Source organism: Nocardioides sambongensis (assembly GCF_006494815.1).
GTDB lineage: Bacteria > Actinomycetota > Actinomycetes > Propionibacteriales > Nocardioidaceae > Nocardioides > Nocardioides sambongensis.
Window position 1 is genome coordinate 882,489 of sequence record NZ_CP041091.1, and the last position, 21,972, is coordinate 904,460.

Consider the following 21,972-nt stretch of genomic DNA (forward strand, 5'->3'; position numbering starts at 1 on the left):
GCAGCCGGATTCGACAGTTCATCAGGCAGCTCCGTCGGTCGATTTTGGGCGGTATCCGCGGAAACTGTCGGCGTTGACCGATAGGAATAGTCCGTGCCACGTCCTCTCGAAGCCCCAGCTGTCGCTGTTCGCCTTCGTCGCCTGTGGCTGGGAGAGGTGGTCGGTTCCGCTGCACTTGCCGCGAGTGACCTCCACGATTCTGCCTTGGACGTCGTGCTTCGGCGCGCTGGATCGACGCTCGTCGTCGTCACGCCCTACGACTTCGGCACGGGCGATCCATTCGCGGGCTCCCTCGGCGACTTCCTGCGAACGCGAGCCGAGAGAGTGAGTGGCGGCGTCATCACGGACGTGGCATGGGACTTCGATCCGAAGCCGAAAGTCATTCGTCGAGACAAGACCACGGATCTCGACATCTACGCGCCCGGGGATCCGTCGCTCCCGGCCTACGCCGCCCTCGCGGGCAGGCTGCGAGATCGGATCCCAGCGACCCCGCCGGCCGCGCGTGAGGCCGTCGGGGCGCTCCGTTTGGTGGGGGCATCGGCGCACCGGCTCTGGCTCGCCGCGCCCTCTATTGAAGCGCGGGACACGCTTGGGAAGGTTCCTGGGGCGCGTGCAGCGTTGGTCACCGCCATTCAAGCGGTGCAACGACATGAGGTCCCTCTCTACCGAGTGATCGTCGACCCCTCATATCGAGGAAAGCGGGTCCTGATCTAGTAGCTGGCCTCCCACCTGACCCCCACGAACTCACCACCGCAAACAAGAAGGACCAGACCATGAGTATCAAGGCACTACACATCCCGCACGATGAGCGACCGGTCGCGGAGGTCGTCGTCAACGAGCGAAATGCGATGAGCTACTACCCCTATGTCCAAGGTGGCCCCGTCGAGGGTGGTTACCTCTCGATCGAGGGCCTGGACCTGGTCTGCTACGTCAATTCGCGGTATGCGACGCTCGACGAGGAGATGGTCAACTGGCGCGCGACGCAGCTGTTCCAGATGGCCGGGGTCGGGATGTTCGGCGGTTCGATCCGTGGCGACGCCCTGCTCGTCCTCGGCGCGGGAGGGGGCGACTACGAGCGGTCCATGCCAGCCGAGTTGATCGCGATCTTCTTGAGTTCCGATGCAGCTGTCTAGGCCCGATGGGATTGCAGCGTTGCCAGCCGTGCGCAACACGACTTGCGATGCGTCGCTCTCGACGCGAGATTGATTGGGACGCGGGGCACGTGTGACCGAGGGCGATTGGGCTGAGCCCACAGACAGGCGGATGAGACTCCGCTACGCAGGGGTCTGCCGAGTCTGCGGCACGGACCTCCCGGCGAAGGTGGAAGCCGTCTACGAGCGGTCGACCAAGACCGTCCGGTGCACCGAGTGTTCGCCGACTGCCCCGGCTGGTTCGGGACTTTCGCCAGCAGCGCGGATCTCCTCTGAAGCACCTGAGCTCACTGATTGCGGTGTGGATGTCGGTGCTGCAGGTTCGTCAGCCCGGCGTGAGTACGAGCGGCGCAAGGCCAAGGACGAGGAGCGACTGCGTCAGAAGTGGGGGAAGCTCGGCGGCATCGCCGTTGCGCTCTCCGACGAGAAGCAGAGCACGAAGGCGTGGGCAACGGGCGCAGTCGGCGAGGAGCGCCTCGGCGCGCGACTCGACTCACTGGTGTCGGAGTCAATCGCAGTGCTGCATGACCGCCGCATCCCCGGATCGAAGGCCAACATCGACCACATCGCAGTCACGACCGCCGGCATCTGGGTGATCGACGCGAAGCGGTACAAGGGTCGCCTGGAGTTGAAGATCGACGGCGGCATCCTTCGGCCGAAGGTCGAGAAGGTCCTGGTCGGTCGGCGCGACTGCACGAAGCTGGTCGACGGCGTCCTCAAGCAAGTCGACCTGGTGCGCGAGGTTGTCGGCGACATCCCTGTCATCGGCTCACTCTGCTTCGTTGAAGCTGACTGGCCGCTGATCGGTGGAGCCTTCGCAACCCGTGGCGTGCAGGTGCTTTGGCCCAAGCGGCTCGCCAAATTGCTCGTCGAGGCAGCGGGTGCGGTTAACGTGCCGTCCGTACGCGGGACCCTCGCAGCGCACTTCAAGCCTGCGTGACTTCGACAGGCTCGGCGGACACGAAGTCGATCCGGGCACCGATGGGCGGCATCGTGGGACTTCGTCGCAAGAGCCATGCGAGTAGTCGTTCGGGGCGGCTGACCGGGTAGCCTCGTCGGTAGGTGACATTCACGGCGCCCTCCTCAGAATCCGGGCGCGGGTTGCGCTGGCCCGGCCTGGGCAGCAGACCGGCGGGCGATGAAATCGGCCGCGCTCTCCAGGCCGCGCTCGGAGGGACGGTTCGCTGCCTCCCACTCGCGTGGGTGCATGCCCGTCTGGACTGCGGCGGCGACGAGGTTGGCGAGGGCGTAGGGCTTGTCCTGGGGCACCTGGTCGAGAGCGCACCACGCCAGGGCGCCGTGGCCGCTGAGCCAGCTCGCGAAGCCGAGCAGAGACGCGGGAGCGGCTCGGACTTCGTCGGGTGCCCGCTGGGTCATGTCGGTCCAGAGCGAGACGTGGGAAGCGGCGTTGCCTCGGTTCATGTCAAGCCAGAGCCGGTCCCGGGTCGGGATGGATTCGACGGCGACGAGCAGGCGGGCCGTGTCGGTGTCCGAGAGTCGCACGCCGTCACGGTGGAACCGTGCCATTCGGCCGAACGCCCAGCTCCCCTCCAGCTTGGCGGTGCTTTCGCGCGCCTCCTGGCGAGTCTCGGGTAGGAGGCGCGCGACCGGCTCGCGGTCGCCGACGAGGGACGACGCGAGTGAGTCCCGGTTGGCGGCCGGCTGGGCTCGGCCGGAGAGGACGGTCGCAGCCGCCACACGCTCCCGGGCGGCCTCGGTCTGGAGGCCCATGTCACCGCTGTCGAGGTCGGCCCATCGGGTCTCGTCGGCCCACAGCGTCACACGGGTGTCGATACCGATGGCGTCGAACCGTGCTGCGAACTCGTGACCGACGTCGGTGGCCGTCTCCCGGTCCGCGGTGAGGCAGGCGATGGCGAGGCTGGAGCCGGGCTGTGCGTGGCGGCTGTAGGCGTCGCGGAGGGAACTCCAAACGCCCTCGCGATCACCGGGAGTCGTCGGCAGGTCGACGCGAGCCGCGGGTAGCTCGGGACTCATCGGCAGGAAGACGAGTGACTCCTGTGGCTTGAAGCCGAGTAGGTGCGGGATGACGGCGATCAGTTCGTCGGGGGAGCGGACGGAGAGTGTCATACCCGCTAGGTGTGACACCTCGACCAGTGCTGGGCGGCCCGAGTCTGGGGCCGCACTGGGGCCGCAGAACAACGAAAAACGGCCCCTGACGCTGGAAGACGCCGAAAGACGTTTTCCCAGGTCAGGGGCCGTTTTCGGCCACTACTGGCAGAGGGCGAAAACCCTCAAATCAGATGTCGTAGTAGAGCTCGAACTCGTGCGGGTGCGGCCGCAGCTGCACCGGGGCGATCTCGTTCTCCCGCTTGTACGAGATCCAGGTCTCGATCAGGTCGGGGGTGAACACGTTGCCCGCGGTGAGGAACTCGTGGTCGTCCTCCAGGGCGTCGAGCACGGCGCCGAGGCTGGTCGGCACCTGGTCGATCTCGGCCATCTCGTCCGGCGGGAGCTCGTAGATGTCCTTGTCGATCGGCGCTGCCGGCTCGATCTTGTTCTGGACACCGTCGAGGCCGGCGAGCATCAGGGCGGAGAAGGCGAGGTAGGGGTTCGCCGACGGGTCGGGGAACCGGGTCTCGACCCGCTTGGCCTTGGGGTTGGTGCCGGTGATCGGGATGCGCACCGAGGCGGAGCGGTTGCGCGAGGAGTAGACCAGCGAGATCGGGGCCTCGTAGCCGGGGACCAGGCGGTGGTAGGAGTTCACCGTCGGGTTGGTGAACGCCAGCACGGCCGGGGCGTGCTTGAGGATGCCGCCGATGTACCAGCGGGCCATGTCGGAGAGGCCGCCGTAGCCGGTCTCGTCGTAGAAGAGCGGCGAGCCGTCCTTCCACAGCGACTGGTGCACGTGCATGCCCGAGCCGTTGTCACCGAAGATGGGCTTCGGCATGAAGGTGACCGACTTGCCCTGCTCCCACGCGGTGTTCTTGATGAGGTACTTGAACTTCATCACGTCGTCCGCGGCGCGCAGCAGCGTGTCGAACTTGTAGTTGATCTCGGCCTGGCCGGCGGTGCCGACCTCGTGGTGCGCGCGCTCGACCTGCAGGCCGCAGGCCTCGAGGTTCTTGACCATGTCGGCGCGCAGGTCGCTGTAGTGGTCGTAGGGCTCGACGGGGAAGTAACCACCCTTGAGCCGGGTCTTGTAACCCTTGTTCTCCTCGTCGGCCTTGCCCGAGTTCCACCAGCCCTCGACGGAGTCGATGTGGTAGAAGCCCTCGTTCACGTCGGTCGAGTAACGGACGTTGTCGAAGATGTAGAACTCGGCCTCGGGCGCGAAGAACGCGGTGTCCGCGATGCCGGTGCTCGCCAGGTACGCCAGCGCCTTCTTCGCGATGTTGCGCGGGTCGCGGGAGTAGGGCTCACCGGTGATCGGGTCGTGGATGAAGAAGTTGACGTTCAGCGTCTTCGACTTGCGGAACGGGTCGATGTACGCCGTGGTCGGGTCGGGGAAGAGCGACATGTCCGACTCGTTGATCGCCTGGAAACCACGGATCGAGGAGCCGTCGAAACCGAGGCCGTCCTCGAAGACCGACTGGTCGAAGGACGACACCGGGACGGTGAAGTGCTGCATGACGCCGGGCAGGTCGCAGAAACGGACGTCGACCATCTCGACACCCTCATCGGCGATGAACTTGAGCAGTTCTTCGCTGTTGTTGAACATTCGTTCCTCCTTGGCTGGCTACTCGGGTGCCAGCCACCAGTCAGACCAGGTGATCGTTCGCGGCGGGGAGTGACGCTCCACTGCGCCGTACCGCTGGCCCGAACCTACCGAACGAGCAGTTTCCCACCCATGACTGAATTGTTTCGCCAATGTAACAAGGTGACGAGATATCGGATCCAGCAGGCCTCGGCTGCTGTCGGCGGCCCTCCGGGACGGTACGGCGACAGCGCCGCCTAACCTGTTCGCGTGCCTGACACCGAACTGCCCACCGCCTCCTGGGGACGCCGGATCCTCGCCCTGGTCGTCGACTGGACGGTCTCGACCCTGGCGGTGGTGGCCTTCGTCGGTCTGGAGGAGTACGCCGAACCCGGCTCCGTCGCCTCGGCGTATACGCTGGTGGTCTACGTGCTGGAGTCGGCGTTGCTGACCTGGCTGGTGGGCGGGTCGTTCGGGAAGCTTGTCACCGGCCTGCGGGTGGTGCCCACCGACGGCCGGGTCCGTCCGCTGAACCCGCTGAAGCTGCTGCTCCGGCAGGTGATGGTGGCACTGGTCATCCCGCCGCTGGTGTTCCGGCCGAACGGCCGCGGACTGCACGACATGGTCGCCGACACCGTGACCGTGACCAACGAGACGTTCCGGAGCCTCGTCGCTGCCCGTTGACGGGTTGGGCTCGGCGGGTTTGTGTCGGAGGGCCTTGATGGACTCGGGGTATGTCCACCGCCGTGCTCGCGATGCCCAGCGCGGAGTCTCGCGTGCGTGCCGGTCTGGAGGCTGCGGGGGAGGCGTTGGACCGCGTGGTGGGCGCGGCGGTCGAGCAGGTTGACGAGCAGGCGCTGGCGGACGCGGTCGCTGCCGCGGCCCAACTGCGGTCGCGGTTGCAGGCGTTCGAGCTGCGATTGGCTGCCGAGGCCGAGGAGCGGAGGGTGGCTGCCGCCGCGGGCGAGACGGGTGCCGACGCGTGGCTGTCACGGTTGACCGGGGAACGTCGCGAGATGTTGCGCGGCGGGCTTCGGTTGGCGCGGTTGCTGCGCGAGCGCTATGCCGCGACCGCCGCGGCGTTGGGGGCCGGTGAGATCCGGGTCGAGCAGGCGCGCGTCATCGTGGACGGTCTCGAGGTCTCCGCTGACGAGGTACCCGAGGCGTTGTTGGCCCAGGCGGAGCAGGTGATGCTCGCCAAGGCGACCGGTGCGGCGACGAGGTCCGGGACGCCGATGCCCCCGACGGGGCTGCGCCGAGCGGTGCGGCGGGCCTACGACCGGCTCGATGCTGATGTCGCGAGGGTGCATCTGCGGCGCAGCGTGCGGCGCAACCATGCTCGTGGGGTGACCGACACCTGGATGAGCTTGCACGACAACGGCGACGGCACCTATGCGGGCCGGTTCTGTCTGCCCGAGCTGCACGGTCAGGTGCTGCGCACGGTGCTGGAGACGCTCTCGGCGCCGCGGCGGGTGGGCCACGATCGGGCGGGCAGGCCGGTCGCGGACGCCTCGGCAGGGACCGAGACCTCGGGGTTGGGCTGGTGCGACAAGCTCGGGCTGGCGTTCTGCGAGCTGATCGAGCACCTACCCACCGACAGGCTGCCGCGGTCGGTGTTCACGCTGATGGCGACCATCGACCTGCCCAGCCTGCGTGAGGAACTTGGCGCGGCCGGTGTCGGGACGAGCACGACGGGTGCGGACCTCCCTGCTGAGGAGGCGCGCCGGTTGGCCTGCGGGGCCGGGATCGTGCCCGCGGTCCTGGGCGGCGCGGGTGTGCCGCTGGATCTCGGCCGGACCCGGCGGTTGCACAGCGAGAAGCAGCGCCAGGCGTTGGGCCTGGTGCACGACTCGTGCGCGATCGCCTCGTGTGACCGGCCGTTCGCGTGGACCGAGGTCCACCACCCCCACGCCTGGTCCGCGGGCGGCGCGACCGACCTGGCCAACGCGCTGCCGTTGTGCTGGGCCCATCACCGCGCCGCCCATGACGAACGGTTCGACCTGGCCCGCCACTCCGAGACCGAGTGGGTCCTGCACCGTCGCCGACGGTGCTGAGGAAGACGCTGAGCGGTTCAGGTCGTGTCAGCGACCGCGCATGTTGTTGCGCATGCCCTTCATGCTGGTCGGCACCGGACCCTTCGGCAGCGGGATCTTCGGCCGCTGGGCGTCGAGCGCCCGCAGGCGGCTGAGCAGCTCGGTCATCTCCGCGGGCTTCACCTGGCGGCCCAGCTTCTGCACGTGACGCACCAGCTTGGGCAGCGGCACCTGACCCTCGCCGTCGCCCACGACGACCTCGTGCACCGGGTAGTCGGCGGCGACCCGCTCGTGCTTCTTCCGCTCGCCGGCCATCAACGGCTTCAGCCGGCTGGCGTTGCCCTCACCGACCAGCACGATCCCCGGAGGACCGACCACGCGGTGCACCATGTCCTGCTGCTTGTTGAAGGCGATGACCTCCTCGACCGTCCAGCCGCGGCGCAGCATGGTCAGCGCGCGTGCGCCGCCGCCGACCTGACCGTCCAGCCGGGCATAGGCCGCCTTCTGGGCACGGCGGCTGAACACGATCATGGTGCCGAGCAGGCCGATCAGCAGCGCGCCGATGATCGACATGATCAGCTTGAGGACGCCCGAGCCGGGCAGCAACCAGAAGATCCCGAACCCGATCGCGCCGAAGACGACGAACGCCCCCAGCATCCACCAGCCCAACGCAGGGTCGACCTGCTTGGACATCTTGAACGTCTCGATGATCTGTCGACGACGACTCATGGTCGACGGATCCATGGGGGTGTTCTGCTTCTCGGCCATTGCGGTGGGGCGGTGCTTCCTTGGTCAGCGGATCCGGTCGTGGCGACGCGGATGAGAACGTAGGACGATCAGGCGCTCGCCCGGGCGGCGCGCGCATCCATCGCCTGACGGTACAGCCGACCGGCGCGGTACGACGAACGGACCAGCGGTCCGGACATCACACCCGCGTAACCCAGCTCCATCGCCTCGTCGCGGAGCTCGACGAACTCCTGCGGCTTGACCCACCGCTCGACGGGGTGGTGACGGACGCTGGGACGCAGGTACTGGGTGATGGTCAGCAGCTCGCAGCCGGCGTCGTACAGGTCCCGGATGGCCTGGGAGATCTCTTCGCGGGTCTCGCCCATGCCGAGGATCAGGTTGGACTTGGTGACCAGACCGAACTCGCGGGCCTGGGTCAGCACGTCCAGCGACCGCTCGTAGCGGAACGCCGGCCGGATCCGCTTGAAGATCCGGGGGACCGTCTCCACGTTGTGGGCCAGCACCTCGGGCCGGGACTCGAAGACCTCGCGCAGCAGCCCGGGGTCGCCGTTGAAGTCGGGGATCAGGTTCTCCACGCCGGTGTCCGGGTTGAGCTCGTGGATCTGCTTCACGGTCTCGGCGTACAGCCAGGCGCCACCGTCGACGAGGTCGTCGCGGGCGACGCCGGTGATGGTCGCGTAGCGCAGGTCCATCCGCTGCACCGACTCGGCCACGCGACGCGGCTCGTCCCGGTCCAGCGGCTGCGGCTTGCCGGTGTCGATCTGGCAGAAGTCGCAGCGTCGGGTGCACTGGTCACCACCGATGAGGAAGGTGGCCTCGCGGTCCTCCCAGCACTCGAAGATGTTGGGGCAGCCGGCCTCTTGGCAGACGGTGTGCAGCCCTTCGGACTTCACCAGGTTCTGCAGCTCCTGGTACTGCGGACCCATCTTCGCCCGGGTCTTGATCCACTCGGGTTTGCGCTCGATCGGGGTCTGCGCGTTTCGGGCCTCGAGGCGGAGCAGTTTGCGGCCTTCAGGAGCGGGTGCACTCACGGGCTCCACCCTACTCGTGGCCGGTGCGCCACCCCAGCCGAGGCCGTACCGACCGGTAGGGGCGTGGTCACGGCACGTCGCGCCGTTGGAACGACCAGATCGACGCCGCAGCCAGCACCACCAGCCCGATCCCGAGGAACCACAGACCGTGGCTGAGGTCGAGGGGGACCTGGGCGCTGCAGAACCCACCACCCTGATCGGCTCCGCACGGCTGGTCCTGCCAGTACGTCGTGCCGCTCCTGAGCACCGCGTCCACGTTGATCGCCGGGTTCCAACGACCGTCGATGCCGAGCACACCGATCGTCACTCCGCCGGCCACCGCGACCGCGAACAGTACGCCGAGCGCGCCGACGGTGCTGCGCAGCAGCATGGTCAGCGCGTAGCCGGCCACCGCCGCCGCTGCCGCGAGACCGGCGCCCCGCCAACCCTGCTGGAGGCCGTCGAGCAGAACCCCGTCGACGACCAGGTCCCGGCTCGAGGCGACCCAGCCGAGTGCCAGCCAGAACAGCGACCCGGCGATCGCCGCGACGATCCCCGCGACCGCGCCCACGGCGGTCGCCTTCGCCGCCCAGACGGGGGCTCGGCGCGGCGAGAAGAGCAGCTGGTTGCTCACCGACCCGCTGGACCAGTCGTGCCCGATGAACGTGGCACCGGCCAGCAGCGCCAGCGCCATCAGCAGCACCGCCACGGCGGAGCCGGCCTCACCCCGCACCTCGGCCAGGTCGAGGGTCGCCCGGGTGCCGTACCACTCGGCCCGGGGCAGCACCTGGCGCTCGCACGCGGTCTGCGGGTCCTCGTCCTCGGTGATGCCCCAGCTGGTCGGGTCCTTCAGGCACTGGCGCAGGTCGCGCTGCACCCACCGGCTGTCCGTCTCCTTCTCGATCAGGCGGGCGACCCGTTGCTGCTCCGACTCGCTCGGTGGCCTCGTGTTCCACGCCTGGGCACCCGCGATGAGCAGCGGCACCAGCAGCATCGCCGCCACGATGACCACGATGGCGCGTCGGGAGCGGAGCCGGGTCAGCTCGACCCGCAGCAACCGGAGGAACGAGCTCATGCGCCGAGCTCCTCTCCGCGGGTCAGCTGCAGGAAGAAGGACTCCAGGTCGGCACGCACCGGTGTGAGCTCGGCCAGCCAGACTCCCGCCTCACCCAGCGTGCGGCTGATCGTGGTCGGGTCCTCGGTGTCCACCAGCAGGGCGTCCTCGGCCGGCGTCACCGCTAGCCCGGCGCGCTCGAGCGCGGCTCTCGCCGCCGCCTGGTCCGCGACCACCACCCGATGGGTGCCGGCGGAGGCCAGCAGCTCCTCGACCGTGCCGGACGCGAGCAGCCGGCCGTTGCCGATGATCGTGGCCGAGGTGCACACCTGCTGGACCTCGGCGAGGATGTGCGAGCTCAGCAGCACGGTGACCCCGGCGGCGGCGAGGCCCCGGATGGTCTCCCGGATCTCGCGGATCCCGGCCGGGTCGAGGCCGTTGGTGGGCTCGTCCAGAATGAGCAGGTCGGGCGCCTTGAGCAGGGTCGCGGCGATCGCGAGCCGCTGCTTCATCCCCAGCGAGTAGGACTTGTACCGGTCCCGGTCCCGCCCGGTCAGGCCGACCGTCTCCACCGCGCTGTCGACCTGGGCGTCGGGGGCACCGATCGCACCGGCCAGGAGCTGCAGGTTGCGGCGTCCGGACAGGTTGGGCGAGAACTTCGGCGACTCCACCACGGCGCCGACCCGGTCGATCACCTGGGGCAGCCGCTCGGGCACCGCCTGGCCGAAGAGCCGCATCGTGCCTCCGCTGGCCCGAGCCAGTCCCAGCAGCATCCGGATGGTCGTCGTCTTCCCCGACCCGTTCGGTCCGAGGAACCCATGGACACCACCGGCCGGCACCGCCAGGTCGAGGCCCTGGACGGCCACCCGGCGGCCCTTGCGCGAGTGGAACTCCTTGCGGAGACCGGTCGTCTCGATCACCAGCTCGCTCAACGTGCGCCTTCCGTCGGTCCGGGCGTGCGGCACACGCCCCATGAGGACAGACGATCTGACCACGGCGGGGCGCCCGCCGGGTCCGGGACACGCCGGACGCACCCGCGCACGCGGGCGCGGACGGGATCAGACGCCGGGACGGATCAGCTGCACCCGCGGCTGCTTCGCCGGGTCGGGCCGCGGGTCGTAGTCCGGGGTCGGCTCGTACGGCGCCCAGGCGAGCAGCGCGCCGAAGTGGCGTCGTACCGGGTCGATGGCGTCGGCGACGGTGACGTCCCGGCCGAGCTCGGCGCTGAGCGAGGTGACCCCCGCGTCGGAGATCCCGCACGGCACGAACCGGTCGTACCAGTCCAGGTCCACGTCGCAGTTCAGTGAGAAGCCGTGCATGGTGATGCCGCGACGGACCCGGATGCCCAACGCTGCGATCTTGCGCTCGGGACCTCGGTCGTCGGCGCGCAGCCACACGCCGCTGCGGCCCGGCACCCGCGCGGTGGCGACCCCGAACTCGGCGCAGACGGCGATCAGCGCCTCCTCCACGCGACGGACGTAGTCGACCACCTTGACGTGGTCGGGCAGCCGCACGATCGGGTAGCCGACCAGCTGCCCGGGGCCGTGGAAGGTGATCTTGCCGCCCCGGTCCACGTCGATCACATCGGCACCGCCGGGGTCCAGCGGCTTCTCGTGCGGTTCGGTGCGCTTGCCGGCGGTGAAGACCGGGGGGTGCTCGAGCAGCAGCACCCGGCCGGGGCCGCCGGCATCGACCTCGGCATGCACCGCGCGTTGCCGGTCCCACGCGGCGAGGTAGTCGACCGAACCGAGCTGGGTGAACTGCAGCGACGTCACGCGATCGACCCTACTCGGCGGCGGACGCGCGCCGACCTGTGGATGAGCGGATGCGCCCGGAGGCCGCACGCCGTAGGACTGGGCCATGGAGTTCTCGGGGCCGCGGCGCGCGGCGCTGCTGACCGTGTCGGTCACCCTGCTGGTCGTGCTCGCCACCGCGTCCCTGGTGGTGGCGGTCAGCGGGGGAGACCGCGGCGGTGCCCCACCGCCCCCGCAGAGCGGTCCGCACGCCCGCATCGCTCCGCGGGCCGTGGACGGGTTGGCGATCCGCGACGCCGTCGCGTCGCTCGCGGTGCTGCGCAACTGGGACGCCGCCCGGTCCCGCGCCTGGGCCCGCGGCTCCACCGCCGCGCTGCGAGCGCTCTACGCCCCCGGCTCCCGCGCCGGCGCCCGGGACCTGGCGATGCTGCGCGCCTGGCGCCGACGCGGCCTGACCGTGCAGGGCATGGAGATGCAGGTGCTCTCCGTGGAGCTCTGGCAGCGCACGGAGCGCCGGATCGTGCTCGTGGTCACCGACCGTCTCGTCGGCGCGGTCGCCGTCGGCAGGGGTGGACGGCGCGCACTGCCGCGGGACCGGAGCAGCAGCCGGCGACTGGGCTTCGAGCGGCGAGACGGGCGGTGGCGTCTGCGTGAGGTCTACGACGAGAGGGGCACGGAGTCGGCGTCGAGCCCGGCCAGCCCGGAGGCGAGTACCGACTCGACGTCCGGGTCGGCGAACCGGTAGCCGGCCTCCATCAGCGCGGCAGGCACCGCGCGGACCGAGCCGAGCAGTTCCGGCGCCATCGGTCCGGCCGCGGCCTTCAGCACCACCGACGGCACGCTCGCGATCGCCGGACGGTGCAGCTGTGCAGCGAGCTCTCGGGTGAACTCACGGTTGGTGGGGGCGTGCTCGGTGGAGAGGTTGAACCGGCCGGCGGCGATCGGGTGCTCGGCGAGGAACGCCACCGCGCCGACCCAGTCGCGCAGGCTGATCATCGGCATGTACTGCTCGCCCGATCCCAACCGGCCGCCCAGTCCGGCACGGAAGAGGAGCCTGAGCTGCGACAGCGGTGCGCTGCGACGGTCCATCACGGGCGCGGTGCGCAACACGCAGACGCGAGCACCGGCAGCGACGGCCGGCCGTGCCGCGGCCTCCCAGGCGCGGGTCACGCGGGTGAGCAGCGCGTGGCCCCGGGTGTCGGCGTCCTCGGTGAGGTCGGCGTCGCCGTGGTCGCCGTACCAGCTGATCCCGTTGCCGGCGAGGAAGGTCGGTGGGGTCGCCACGGCCGCGACGGTCTCGGCCAGCAGCGTGGTCGTGGAGACCCGGCTCTCCTCGAGCTCGCGGGCCCACCGACCAGAGTGCGGGTTGCCCAGGGTGGGGGAGCCGGCGAGGTTGACGACCACATCGGCGTCGCCGATCACGGCGGCGTCGATGGCTCCGTTCGCCGGGTCCCAGGAGGACTCGGTGTCGCTGCGGGGCTCGCGCCGGACCAGCGCGGTCACCCGGTGGCCGCGGCGCTCGAGTTCGTGACGCAGGTGGGTACCGAGAAAACCGGAGGAGCCGGCCAGGACGACGTGGAGGGGGGTCATGCCCTCCACGCTGCCACCGGCCGGCTCCTCGTTCCAGGTCAGACCTCGAACTGGCCCGACTCCAGGCGCTTCTTGACCTCCTGGAGGAAGCGTCCGGCGTCCGCGCCGTCGACCAGGCGGTGGTCGTAGGTGAGCGCGAAGTAGACCATGTGGCGCACCGCGATGGTCTCGCCGAGGTCGGCGTCGTCGATCACGACGGGGCGCTTGACCACCGAGCCGGGACCGAGGATCGCGACCTGCGGCTGGTTGATGATCGGGGTGTCCCACAGCGCACCGACGCTGCCGAGGTTGGTGATCGTGAAGGTGCCGCCGGACAGCTCGTCCGGACCGATCTTGTTGGTCCGGGTGCGCTGTGCGGTGTCGGCGATCTTCTTGGCCAGGCCCGAGATGGAGAGGTCTCCGGCGTGCTTGATCACCGGGGTGATCAGGCCCTTCTCGGTGTCGACCGCGATCGCGAGGTGCTCGACGTCGTAGTAGGTGATCTCACCCTTGTCGGTGTCGATCGTGGCGTTCAGGCTCGGGTGGGCCTTCAACGCGTCGATCGCGGCCTTGGCGAAGAACGGCAGGTAGGAGAGCTTGACGCCCTCGCGCGCCAGGAACTCGTCCTTCTTGGCCGCGCGGAGCCGAGCCACGTTGGTGACGTCGATCTCGACGACCTGGGTGAGCTGTGCCGAGGTCTGCAGCGACTCCACCATCCGCTCGGCGATGATCTTGCGCAGCCGGTTGACCTTCACGGTCTGGCCGCGCAGCGGCGACGGCGTGCTGGAGACCGCAGGAGCGGCCGTCGCGGCCGCAGGCGCGGCCGGAGCCGCGGCGGCGGGGGCCGCCGTCTCCTTCTGGGCGGCAGCGGCGTCCAGGACGTCCTGCTTGCGGATCCGGCCGCCCACGCCGGTGCCGGTCACCGCCGCCAGGTCGACACCGTGCTGAGCCGCGAGCTTGCGCACCAGCGGCGTCACGTAACCGGGACCGTCGCCCGACGCAGGCTTGCTCTCGGCAGGCTTCTCCGGCTGGGCGGGCTTCTCCGGCTGGGCGGGCTTCTCCGGCTGGGCGGGCTTCTCCGGCTGGGCGGGCTTCTCCGGCTGGGCGGGCTTCTCGGGCTCGGCGGGCTTCTCGGGCTCGGCGGGCTTCTCCGGCTCGGCGGGCTTCTCCGGCTCGGCGGGCTTCTCCGGCTCGGCCGGTGTCTCGGACTTGGCGGGCTGACCGCTGCCGATCACGGCGAGCTCGGCGCCGACCTCGACGGTCTCGTCCTCGGATGCCTTGATCTCGAGCAGGGTGCCGGCCACCGGCGAGGGGATCTCGGTGTCGACCTTGTCGGTGGAGACCTCGAGGAGGGGCTCGTCGACGGCGACCTCGTCGCCGACCTGCTTGAGCCAGCGGGTGACGGTGCCCTCGGTGACGGACTCGCCCAGTGCGGGAAGCGTCACGGAGGTGCCCTCGCCGCCGCCTGACTGCTGGCTCGACTCCTGGCTCGACTCCTGGGCCGGCTCGGCGGCGGGCTCCTCCTGGGCCGGCTCTTCCTGAGCCGCCTCCTCCTCGGGAGCCTCCTCGTCGGCTGCCTCCTGCGCGGGGGCTCCTCGGCGGGCTCGTCGTCGCCGGACGGGGCGTCGGAGGAGTCGCCGATCACCGCGAGCACGGCGCCGACCTCGACGGTGTCGTCCTCGGACGCCTTGATCTCGAGCAGGGTGCCGGCCACCGGCGAGGGGATCTCGGTGTCGACCTTGTCGGTGGAGACCTCGAGGAGCGGCTCGTCGACGGCGACCTCGTCGCCGACCTGCTTGAGCCAGCGGGTGACGGTGCCTTCGGTGACGGACTCCCCGAGCGCCGGGAGAGGGACTTCGGTGGCCATGGATTCCTCGACTTCGCTTCTCTACTTCGTGGACGGATGTTTGCCGTACAGATGGTGGTGCTGGGTGGTGCAGGTCGACCGGGGGTCGGTCAACCGTGATTGTGGAGCGGCTTCCCGGCAAGCGCGAGATGCGCCTCGCCGAGAGCCTCGTTCTGGGTCGGGTGGGCGTGCACCAGGGGAGCGACGTCCTCCGGGTGGGCGTCCCAGCCGTAGATCAGCTGGGCCTCGCCGATGAGCTCGCCGACCCGATCGCCGACCAGGTGCAGCCCGATGACCGGTCCGTCGGCGGCCCGGACCAGCTTGACGAAGCCCTGGGTCTTCAGGATCTGGCTGCGTCCGTTGCCGGCCAGGTCGTAGGTGAGCGTCTGCACCGCGTCGCCGTGCAGCTCGCGGGCGGCGGCCTCGGTCAGGCCGACGGAGGCCACCTCGGGTCGGGTGTAGGTGATCCGGGGGACGCCGAGGTCGTCGATCACCGCCGGGACGAGCCCGGCGATCTCCTCGGCGACGAAGATGCCGTGGGCGAACCCGCGGTGCGCGAGCTGGAGCCCGGGGGTGATGTCGCCGACCGCCCAGACGTTCTCGACGCTGGTGCGCAGCCGCGGGTCGACGGTGACGAACCCGCGCTCCATCGCGACGCCCTGCTCGTCGTAGCCCAGGCCGGCGGTGCGCGGTCCGCGGCCGACGGCGACCAGCAGGATGTCGGCGCGCAGCTCCTCACCGCCCTCGAGGGTGACCGTCACGCCGCTCTCGTCGGCGACCGCGCCGGTGACGGGCGAGCCGGTGCGGGCCGTGATGCCACGCTTGCGGAACGCCCGGGAGAGCGCCTTCGAGGAGTCCTCGTCCTCCCCGGCCACCAGCCGCGGCAGCGCCTCGACCACGGTGACCTCTGCGCCGAAGCTGCGCCAGACGCTGGCGAACTCGCAACCGATCACGCCGCCGCCCAGGACGATCGCCGAGGAGGGGACCCGGTCCAGGCGCAGGGCATGCTCCGAGGTCAGGATCCGCTCACCGTCCACGGGCACACTCGGGATCAGCCGGGGCTCGGAGCCGGTGGCCAGCACGACGTGCTCGGCGCTCAGCACGCGCTCGCCGTCAGTGGTCTCGACGGTGACCTCGCGCGGACCGGTGAGGCGACCGCGTCCCTGGACCACCTCGATGCCGCGGCTCTTGATCAGCCCGCTCAGCCCCTTGTAGAGCCGCGCGACCACCGAGTCGGCGTAGTCCACGACCTCCGCGGCGTCGATGCCCTCCAGGGTGGCGCGCACCCCGAACTGCTCCGACTCGCGCGCGCTGTCGGCGATCTCGGCGGCGTGCAGCAGCGCCTTGGTCGGGATGCACCCGACGTGCAGGCAGGTGCCACCGACCTTGCTCGCCTCGACGAGTTGGACGGAGAGTCCGAGCTGTGCGGCGCGGAGCGCGCAGGCATAGCCGCCGGACCCCGCACCGAGGATCAGAACGTCGACCACGTGACCCATCCTTGCACCCTCGCCCGCACCGCAGGCAACGACCCGTCCGGCGTGCCGAAGTGACTCATCGGTAGCCGAGTCGGTGGTCCTGCCCACGGGATGTGTGGGTCTCGGGCACACTTGGGCCATGGGATTGTTCGACCGGTTCCGGCGTCGGCCGCGGATGAGTGGTCCGGTTCGTGATGCGGCGCGGACCGGTTCGACCCGGGTGCGTGGCGCCGAGCGCGCGGACGAGGAGCACCTGCGCACGTGGCTCGACGCCCGCCGTGGGGTGGAGGGTTTCGTGGAGCCGCGCACCGCTGTCAGCGAGGTGACGCTGCTGCTGGTGGCGCACGACGGCGAGTGGACCCGGCGCCGGGTGCCCAGCGCGCAGTGGGCCCACCAGTTCTGCAACCGGCACCAGATCCCCTCCTACGACGCGGCCGTCGTCGGGGTGCCGCAGCGCATGCGCGACTACAACTCCCGGCAGCGCGCGATCAGGAAGCAGCAGGGGCCGTAGCCTCCGCGGCCTCGGCGCGGGCTCGCAGGAACTCCACCAGCGTCATCACCCCGTAACCGGTCGCGCCGGAGGTCAGGTGGCCGGCCGGACCGCCCTTGTTGAAGGTGGGGCCGGCGATGTCGAGGTGCGCCCAGGGCAGGCCACCGGTGAACTCGCGGAGGAACGCGGCCGCGAAGAGGCCGCCGCCCCAGCGGATCCAGTCGTGCTGCGAGAGGTCCGCGATCGTGCTGGAGTGGATCCGGGAGTCCATGTACTCCGGGATCGGCATCGGCCAGGCTTCCTCGCCCCCGGCCTCGGCCGCGGCCAGCACCTCGGCCACGATCTCGTCGTCGCCGAGCACGCCGGCCAGCTTCTCGCCGAGGGCGAGCACCATGTGCCCGGTCAGCGTCGCCATGTCGAGGACCACGTCCGGCTCGACCTCGGTGGCCCGCACCAGGCAGTCGGCGAGCACCAGGCGCCCCTCGGCGTCGGTGTTCGCGATCTCCACGGTCGTCCCGCCGTAGATGGTGACCACGTCGCCGGGGCGGTACGACGTCCCGCTGACCATGTTCTCGGCGAGACCGACGAACGCCGAGACCCGGACCGGCAGGCCGAGGCGCGCAGCGGTCAGCACGGCCTGGACGACCCCGGCCGCTCCCGCCATGTCCTCCTTCATGGTGGTCATGCTGCTCGGCGGCTTGATGCTGAGGCCGCCGGAGTCGTAGGTGATCCCCTTGCCGACCAGCGCCACGTGGGCGCGGGCGTCGGCCGGCTGGTAGCGCAGCTCGACGATCCGCGGAGCAGCGGCGGACCCGCCTCCCACGGCGAGGGTGCCGCCGCAGCCGAGCGCGGAGAGCCGCTCCTCGTCCAGCACCGTGACCTCGACCTTGGCCGCGCCCTTGGCCAGCTCCTTGTTGACGGCCTTGGCGGCCGCGGAGATCTCGTCGGCGAAGGTGGGCGGGGTGAGGTGGGCGGGCGGGGTGTTCACCCAGTCACGCACCGCCACCACCGCGTCGGCGAGCACCTGGGCCTCCTCGACGGCGGCGACGATCTCCTTGCGTCGCGCGGCAGGGGAGAGGAGCACCAGCTCGGCCGGGGCAGCGCTGTCGGCAGGAGCGGAGCGGAACGAGGTGAACGTGTAGCCGCCGAGGTGATAGCCCTCGAGCACCGCGGCTGCCAGCTCCGGGGTGTCCGCGGGCAGGGCGAGCGCGACCGACGCCGCGTTGGTGACCGCGCGGGCGGCGGCGCCGGCCGCACGTCGTACCGCGTCGGGGTGGGGTCGGCGCCGAGGCCGACCAGGACCAGCAGCGGGGAGCCGAGCACGCCGTTGGTCGGGACCTTCGCGATCTCGCCGGGCTTCCCGGTCACCTCCAACGTGGCGAGCAGGCCGCGCAGCTTGCGGCCGTAGGCGTCCGCGACGTCCTCGGCGCCGGGAGCCAGCGACGGGCCGGGGACGACCCCGACCACGACGGCCTCGGCACGGGTCTTGGCAGGACTGGCGGTGCGCAGGGCGAACGAGGTCACCGCCGCAGGATATCCACCACCGGCGAGCCAACGGGGCCACCCGGGTCCCGGCCGCCGATGGCATAGATTCGTGGCATGGACCTGCGCCGCTCCCCGTTGCACGACCGACACGAAGCGCTGGGCGCCAAGTTCGCCGAGTTCGGTGGCTGGACGATGCCACTGGAGTACGCGGGCGTGGTGGCCGAGCACACCGCGGTGCGGACCGGGGTCGGGATCTTCGACGTCTCCCACCTCGGCAAGATCGTGGTGCGCGGGCCCGGCGCTCGCGACTTCGTCAACGCCACGCTGAGCAACGACCTCGACCGGATCGGGCCCGGGAGGGCGCAGTACACGCTGTGCCTGGACGAGGAGACCGGCGGGATCGTCGACGACATCTTCAGCTACTACCGCAGCGACGACGACGTGCTGCTGATGCCGAACGCGGCCAACAACGCCGAGGTGTACGCGCGCCTGGTGGCCGCCGCCCCGGACGGTGTGGACGTGGTCGACGAGCACGCCGAGCACGCCGTGATCGCCGTCCAGGGCCCGGGCAGCGACGCGGTGCTCAGCGGTGCCGGACTGCCGGTCGGACACGACTACCTGACCTTCGTCGACGCCGACGTGGACGGCAGTCGGGTGATCGTGTGCCGCACCGGCTACACCGGCGAGCGCGGCTACGAGCTGATTGCCCCGCGCGCGGTCGCCGGCGCGGTCTGGGACGCGGTGATGGAGGCCGGTGCGGAACTCGGACTGACCCCGTGCGGGCTCGGCGCCCGGGACACGCTGCGGACCGAGATGGGCTACCCGTTGCACGGTCAGGACATCGGCGTCGCGGTGACCCCGAACGAGGCCCGGCTGGGCTGGGCGGTCGGCTGGAAGAAGCCGGCTTTCTGGGGACGCGACGTGGTGGTGGCCGAGAAGGAGCGCGGCGCGCGTCGCAAGCTGGTCGGACTTCTCGCCACGGGACGCGCGATCCCGCGCCCGCACATGGCGGTCAGCCTGACCCCCGACGTGCTGCTCGGCGAGATCACCTCCGGCACCTTCTCGCCCACCCTGAAGAAGGGGATCGCGCTGGCGCTGGTGGCCACCACCGTGCCGGACGAGGCCGAGGTCGCGGTCGATGTGCGCGGCCGCCGCGAGGTCTTCGCGATCACCAAGCCCCCGTTCGTCGACACCTCCGTGAGGGACTCATGAACCTGCCCGACCAGCCGCCCACCTTCCGCCCCGCCGCCGGTTCCGAGGAGCGCCCCTGGACCTGGCGCCTGGAGGACGCCGAGGGGAACGAGGTCGCCCTCCCCGCCGAGCTGGCCGCGACGCACGGGGGCCAGCGGTTCCCCACCCAGGCGGACGCGGAGTCCTGGGTCGGGGAGACCTGGGCCGAGCTCGCCGAGGGAGGGGTCGCCGCGGTGACCCTGCTCGAGGGCGACCGCGAGGTCTACGGTCCGATGTCGCTCTCGGCCTGACGGGTTCGCCGACGCCGTGGTCAGCCACGCCTTCTCCCAGGTGGACGTCTTCTCCACCGAGCCGCTGCGCGGCAACCCGGTCGCCGTGGTGCACGGCGCCGATGGTCTGACCGACGAGCAGATGGCGGCGTTCGCCCGCTGGACGAACCTGTCCGAGACCACCTTCCTGCTGACACCGACCGACCCGGCCGCCGACTACCGGCTGCGGATCTTCACGCCCGGCGGCGAGCTGCCGTTCGCCGGGCATCCGACCCTCGGCTCCGCGCACGCCTGGCTCGCCGCCGGCGGTACGACGCAGGGCGAGGCCCCCGTGCAGCAGTGTGGCGCAGGCCTGGTGCAGCTGCGTCGCACGGACGGCCGGCTGGCCTTCGCCGCACCCGCGCTGGTGCGCTCCGGCCCGGTCGAGCCGGCGCTGCTGGGCGAGCTGGTCGCCGCGCTCGGGCTCGGGGCGGAGGAGGTCCTCGACGCGGCGTGGGTCGACAACGGCCCCGGCTGGGTCGGTCTCCGCCTGGAGTCGGCCGCGCGCGTGCTGGCGCTGCGTCCGGACCACTCCGCGGTGCCGGTCAAGGTCGGCGTCGTCGGCCCCCATCCCGCCGGGGCCGAGTGCGCGGTCGAGGTCCGAGCCTTCTGCGAGCCGGCGCTGGGCGTCGCCGAGGACCCGGTGACCGGGTCGCTCAACGCCTCGCTCGCACAGTGGCTGGCCGGCGACGTGTTGCCGGCGTCGTACGTCGCCGCGCAGGGGACGGTGCTGGGCCGTCGCGGGCGGGTGCACGTGGAGACCGACGAGGCCGGCGTGATCTGGGTCGGTGGTGCCACCCGCTCCACGATCGCCGGCACGGTCGACCTGTGAGCCGGACGTCTCGATCGCGGGTCGGCGACTAGGCTGACGTCCGTGCAGGCCTACCTCGATCTCGTCCGGCGGATCCTCGACGAGGGCGTCGAGAAGAGCGACCGCACCGGCACCGGAACACTCAGCGTGTTCGGGCACCAGATGCGCTTCGACCTCACCGCCGGGTTCCCGCTGGTGACCACCAAGAAGGTGCACACCCGGTCGGTCTTCGGGGAGCTGCTGTGGTTCCTGCGGGGCGACACCAACGTGCGCTGGCTGCAGGAGCGCGGCATCTCCATCTGGGACGAGTGGGCCGATGAGAACGGGGACCTCGGACCGGTCTACGGCGCCCAGTGGCGCTCCTGGCCCACCCCCGAGGGGCGTCACATCGACCAGCTCGCGCAGGTGATCGCGCAGCTGCGGGCGAACCCGGACAGCCGCCGCCACATCGTCTCCGCCTGGAACCCCAGCCAGGTCGACGAGATGGCGCTGCCGCCGTGCCACAGCCTCTTCCAGTTCTACGTCGCGCCCACCCCGGACGGTGGTGGGCGACTGAGCTGCCAGCTCTACCAGCGCTCGGCCGACGTGTTCCTGGGCGTGCCGTTCAACATCGCCTCCTACGCGCTGCTGACCCACATGGTCGCCCAGGTGACCGGGCTGGCGGTGGGGGACTTCGTGCACACGCTCGGCGACGCCCACCTCTACACCAACCACCTCGAGCAGGCCCGGCTGCAGCTCACCCGGGAGCCCCGGGCGCTGCCGCGCCTGGTGCTCAACCCCGCCGTCACCGAGATCGACGCCTTCGAGCTCGAGGACATCGCCGTGACCGGCTATGACCCGCACCCCGTGATCAAGGCGCCGATCGCCGTATGACCACCCCCGCAGGCCGACGGGTGACCATGGTCGCGGCCCGCGCCGAGAACGGCGTGATCGGTGCCGGCGGCGGCATCCCGTGGCACATCCCCGAGGACTTCCAGCACTTCAAGGACACCACGCTGGGGCACGTCCTGATCCTGGGCCGCACCACGCACGAGGGGATCGGCCGCCCGCTGCCGGGACGCCAGACCATCGTGCTGACCCGGGACCGCGACTGGTCCGCCGACGGGGTGCGGGTCGCCGCCGACGTACCGGCGGCCCTGGCGCTCGCCGACGAGCTGCTCTCCGCGGCACCGGCCGACCGGCAGGTGATGGTCGGCGGTGGCGCGCACGTCTACGAGACCGCGATGCCGTACGCCGACGAGCAGATCATCTCCGAGATCCCGCTCACCCCCGACGGCGACACCCATTACCCGGCGTTCAGCGCGAAGCGGTGGCGGGAGGTCCGACGGGACCGGCGCGACCGTTTCACCGTGGTCTGGTGGGAGCGGGTCTTCGCCTGCGGTGGCACCTGAGG

General features: G+C 70.8%; 21 protein-coding genes and 2 pseudogenes. 12 read left to right on the forward strand and 11 right to left on the reverse strand.

The features are described 5' to 3' along the window. Nucleotides 1-204: 204 nt before the first annotated feature. The 3 genes from FIV43_RS04055 (at nt 205) to FIV43_RS04065 (ending at nt 2,091) form a co-directional block, all read left to right on the forward strand. Complete coding sequence (locus FIV43_RS04055) at nt 205-714, forward strand: hypothetical protein (protein ID WP_141013095.1); 510 nt, start codon at nt 205-207, stop codon at nt 712-714. A 59-nt stretch (nt 715-773) separates the two neighbouring features. Then, complete coding sequence (locus FIV43_RS04060) at nt 774-1,133, forward strand: hypothetical protein (RefSeq protein WP_141013096.1); 360 nt, start codon at nt 774-776, stop codon at nt 1,131-1,133. Nucleotides 1,134-1,320: 187 nt separating this feature from the next. Next, nucleotides 1,321-2,091 carry a nuclease-related domain-containing protein gene (locus tag FIV43_RS04065; RefSeq protein WP_231123681.1) on the forward strand — a complete coding sequence of 257 codons (771 nt, stop codon included), beginning with the start codon at nt 1,321-1,323 and terminating at the stop codon, nt 2,089-2,091. Between the two features lie 143 nt (nt 2,092-2,234). On the opposite strand, the gene FIV43_RS04070 is transcribed toward FIV43_RS04065, so the two are convergent. Together FIV43_RS04070 and glnA are read right to left on the reverse strand one after the other, a co-directional pair. Further along, nucleotides 2,235-3,239 carry a DUF4192 domain-containing protein gene (locus tag FIV43_RS04070; RefSeq protein ID WP_141013098.1) on the reverse strand — a complete coding sequence of 335 codons (1,005 nt, stop codon included), beginning with the start codon at nt 3,237-3,239 and terminating at the stop codon, nt 2,235-2,237. 169 nt (nt 3,240-3,408) lie between these two features. Beyond that, nucleotides 3,409-4,830 (reverse strand): type I glutamate--ammonia ligase, encoded by a 1,422-nt coding sequence (gene glnA / locus FIV43_RS04075; protein WP_141013099.1) that lies wholly within the window; start codon nt 4,828-4,830, stop codon nt 3,409-3,411. 246 nt (nt 4,831-5,076) lie between these two features. Here glnA and FIV43_RS04080 point away from each other — a divergent pair, with 246 nt between their 5' ends. After that, the gene (locus FIV43_RS04080; protein ID WP_141013100.1) at nt 5,077-5,490 is read left to right on the forward strand and encodes an RDD family protein; all 414 of its coding nucleotides are present in this window, start codon (nt 5,077-5,079) and stop codon (nt 5,488-5,490) included. A 50-nt stretch (nt 5,491-5,540) separates the two neighbouring features. Beyond that, complete coding sequence (locus tag FIV43_RS04085; RefSeq protein WP_141013101.1) at nt 5,541-6,860, forward strand: HNH endonuclease signature motif containing protein; 1,320 nt, start codon at nt 5,541-5,543, stop codon at nt 6,858-6,860. Between the two features lie 27 nt (nt 6,861-6,887). Here FIV43_RS04085 and FIV43_RS04090 read toward each other — a convergent pair whose 3' ends face one another. The 5 genes from FIV43_RS04090 to lipB form a co-directional block, all read right to left on the reverse strand. Next, on the reverse strand, nt 6,888-7,568 hold the full coding sequence (locus FIV43_RS04090) for a DUF4191 domain-containing protein (protein ID WP_231123682.1): 681 nt from the start codon (nt 7,566-7,568) through the stop codon (nt 6,888-6,890). Between the two features lie 107 nt (nt 7,569-7,675). Continuing rightward, nucleotides 7,676-8,617: a lipoyl synthase gene (lipA, locus tag FIV43_RS04095; RefSeq protein WP_141013103.1), complete on the reverse strand. Its 942-nt coding sequence runs from the start codon at nt 8,615-8,617 to the stop codon at nt 7,676-7,678. A 67-nt stretch (nt 8,618-8,684) separates the two neighbouring features. Further along, the gene (locus FIV43_RS04100; RefSeq protein ID WP_141013104.1) at nt 8,685-9,671 is read right to left on the reverse strand and encodes an ABC transporter permease subunit; all 987 of its coding nucleotides are present in this window, start codon (nt 9,669-9,671) and stop codon (nt 8,685-8,687) included. Further along, nucleotides 9,668-10,582: an ABC transporter ATP-binding protein gene (locus FIV43_RS04105; RefSeq protein WP_196780973.1), complete on the reverse strand. Its 915-nt coding sequence runs from the start codon at nt 10,580-10,582 to the stop codon at nt 9,668-9,670. Before FIV43_RS04105 ends, FIV43_RS04100 begins: the two co-directional genes overlap by 4 nt. Before the next feature lie 126 nt (nt 10,583-10,708). Then, nucleotides 10,709-11,425 carry a lipoyl(octanoyl) transferase LipB gene (lipB, locus tag FIV43_RS04110; RefSeq protein WP_231123683.1) on the reverse strand — a complete coding sequence of 239 codons (717 nt, stop codon included), beginning with the start codon at nt 11,423-11,425 and terminating at the stop codon, nt 10,709-10,711. A gap of 85 nt (nt 11,426-11,510) precedes the next feature. Here lipB and FIV43_RS04115 point away from each other — a divergent pair, with 85 nt between their 5' ends. After that, a complete protein-coding gene (locus tag FIV43_RS04115) occupies nt 11,511-12,149 on the forward strand; it encodes a hypothetical protein (RefSeq protein ID WP_141013107.1) in 639 nt (212 codons plus the stop codon). On the opposite strand, the gene FIV43_RS04120 is transcribed toward FIV43_RS04115, so the two are convergent. The 3 genes and pseudogenes from FIV43_RS04120 to lpdA form a co-directional block, all read right to left on the reverse strand. Further along, complete coding sequence (locus FIV43_RS04120) at nt 12,062-12,994, reverse strand: TIGR01777 family oxidoreductase (RefSeq protein WP_141013108.1); 933 nt, start codon at nt 12,992-12,994, stop codon at nt 12,062-12,064. The genes FIV43_RS04115 and FIV43_RS04120 overlap by 88 nt on opposite strands. A gap of 38 nt (nt 12,995-13,032) precedes the next feature. Then, nucleotides 13,033-14,840: pseudogene (gene sucB, locus FIV43_RS04125) on the reverse strand (2-oxoglutarate dehydrogenase, E2 component, dihydrolipoamide succinyltransferase). Nucleotides 14,841-14,929: 89 nt separating this feature from the next. Then, nucleotides 14,930-16,315: a dihydrolipoyl dehydrogenase gene (gene lpdA / locus FIV43_RS04130; RefSeq protein WP_141013109.1), complete on the reverse strand. Its 1,386-nt coding sequence runs from the start codon at nt 16,313-16,315 to the stop codon at nt 14,930-14,932. Nucleotides 16,316-16,433: 118 nt separating this feature from the next. Between lpdA and FIV43_RS04135 the strand changes: the two genes are divergently transcribed. Next, on the forward strand, nt 16,434-16,805 hold the full coding sequence (locus FIV43_RS04135; RefSeq protein WP_141013110.1) for a hypothetical protein: 372 nt from the start codon (nt 16,434-16,436) through the stop codon (nt 16,803-16,805). Here FIV43_RS04135 and FIV43_RS04140 read toward each other — a convergent pair. Next, nucleotides 16,783-18,497: pseudogene (locus FIV43_RS04140) on the reverse strand (leucyl aminopeptidase). The gene FIV43_RS04135 and the pseudogene FIV43_RS04140 overlap by 23 nt on opposite strands. Between FIV43_RS04140 and gcvT the strand changes: the two are divergent. From gcvT to FIV43_RS04165, 5 genes are read left to right on the forward strand one after another with little or no spacing between them, the layout of a single operon-like run. Continuing rightward, nucleotides 18,384-19,481 (forward strand): glycine cleavage system aminomethyltransferase GcvT, encoded by a 1,098-nt coding sequence (gene gcvT / locus FIV43_RS04145; RefSeq protein WP_141013111.1) that lies wholly within the window; start codon nt 18,384-18,386, stop codon nt 19,479-19,481. The pseudogene FIV43_RS04140 and the gene gcvT overlap by 114 nt on opposite strands. Further along, nucleotides 19,478-19,750, forward strand: a complete 273-nt coding sequence (locus FIV43_RS04150; protein WP_141013112.1) for a hypothetical protein — start codon at nt 19,478-19,480, stop codon at nt 19,748-19,750. The genes gcvT and FIV43_RS04150 overlap by 4 nt, the downstream gene beginning before the upstream one ends. A 16-nt stretch (nt 19,751-19,766) precedes the next feature. Then, entirely contained in the window at nt 19,767-20,600 is an 834-nt protein-coding gene (locus FIV43_RS04155; protein WP_141013113.1) for a PhzF family phenazine biosynthesis protein, read from the forward strand. Nucleotides 20,601-20,642: 42 nt separating this feature from the next. Further along, on the forward strand, nt 20,643-21,452 hold the full coding sequence (locus tag FIV43_RS04160; protein ID WP_141013114.1) for a thymidylate synthase: 810 nt from the start codon (nt 20,643-20,645) through the stop codon (nt 21,450-21,452). Then, nucleotides 21,449-21,970, forward strand: coding sequence for a dihydrofolate reductase (locus FIV43_RS04165; RefSeq protein ID WP_141013115.1), 522 nt, complete (start codon nt 21,449-21,451; stop codon nt 21,968-21,970). Before FIV43_RS04160 ends, FIV43_RS04165 begins: the two co-directional genes overlap by 4 nt. Nucleotides 21,971-21,972 lie beyond the last annotated feature (2 nt).

What these genes read in the sequence shown, in the direction of transcription:
- FIV43_RS04100 (WP_141013104.1), bottom strand. Translation starts at nt 9,671, where the DNA reads ATGAGCTCGTTCCTCCGGTTGCTGCGGGTCGAGCTGACCCGGCTCCGC.
- FIV43_RS04090 (WP_231123682.1), bottom strand. Translation starts at nt 7,568, where the DNA reads ATGAGTCGTCGTCGACAGATCATCGAGACGTTCAAGATGTCCAAGCAG.
- lpdA (WP_141013109.1), bottom strand. Translation starts at nt 16,315, where the DNA reads ATGGGTCACGTGGTCGACGTTCTGATCCTCGGTGCGGGGTCCGGCGGC.
- FIV43_RS04150 (WP_141013112.1), top strand. Translation starts at nt 19,478, where the DNA reads ATGAACCTGCCCGACCAGCCGCCCACCTTCCGCCCCGCCGCCGGTTCC.
- FIV43_RS04135 (WP_141013110.1), top strand. Translation starts at nt 16,434, where the DNA reads ATGGGATTGTTCGACCGGTTCCGGCGTCGGCCGCGGATGAGTGGTCCG.
- FIV43_RS04120 (WP_141013108.1), bottom strand. Translation starts at nt 12,994, where the DNA reads ATGACCCCCCTCCACGTCGTCCTGGCCGGCTCCTCCGGTTTTCTCGGT.
- FIV43_RS04165 (WP_141013115.1), top strand. Translation starts at nt 21,449, where the DNA reads ATGACCACCCCCGCAGGCCGACGGGTGACCATGGTCGCGGCCCGCGCC.
- FIV43_RS04085 (WP_141013101.1), top strand. Translation starts at nt 5,541, where the DNA reads ATGTCCACCGCCGTGCTCGCGATGCCCAGCGCGGAGTCTCGCGTGCGT.
- FIV43_RS04070 (WP_141013098.1), bottom strand. Translation starts at nt 3,239, where the DNA reads ATGACACTCTCCGTCCGCTCCCCCGACGAACTGATCGCCGTCATCCCG.
- glnA (WP_141013099.1), bottom strand. Translation starts at nt 4,830, where the DNA reads ATGTTCAACAACAGCGAAGAACTGCTCAAGTTCATCGCCGATGAGGGT.
- gcvT (WP_141013111.1), top strand. Translation starts at nt 18,384, where the DNA reads ATGGACCTGCGCCGCTCCCCGTTGCACGACCGACACGAAGCGCTGGGC.
- FIV43_RS04060 (WP_141013096.1), top strand. Translation starts at nt 774, where the DNA reads ATGAGTATCAAGGCACTACACATCCCGCACGATGAGCGACCGGTCGCG.
- FIV43_RS04115 (WP_141013107.1), top strand. Translation starts at nt 11,511, where the DNA reads ATGGAGTTCTCGGGGCCGCGGCGCGCGGCGCTGCTGACCGTGTCGGTC.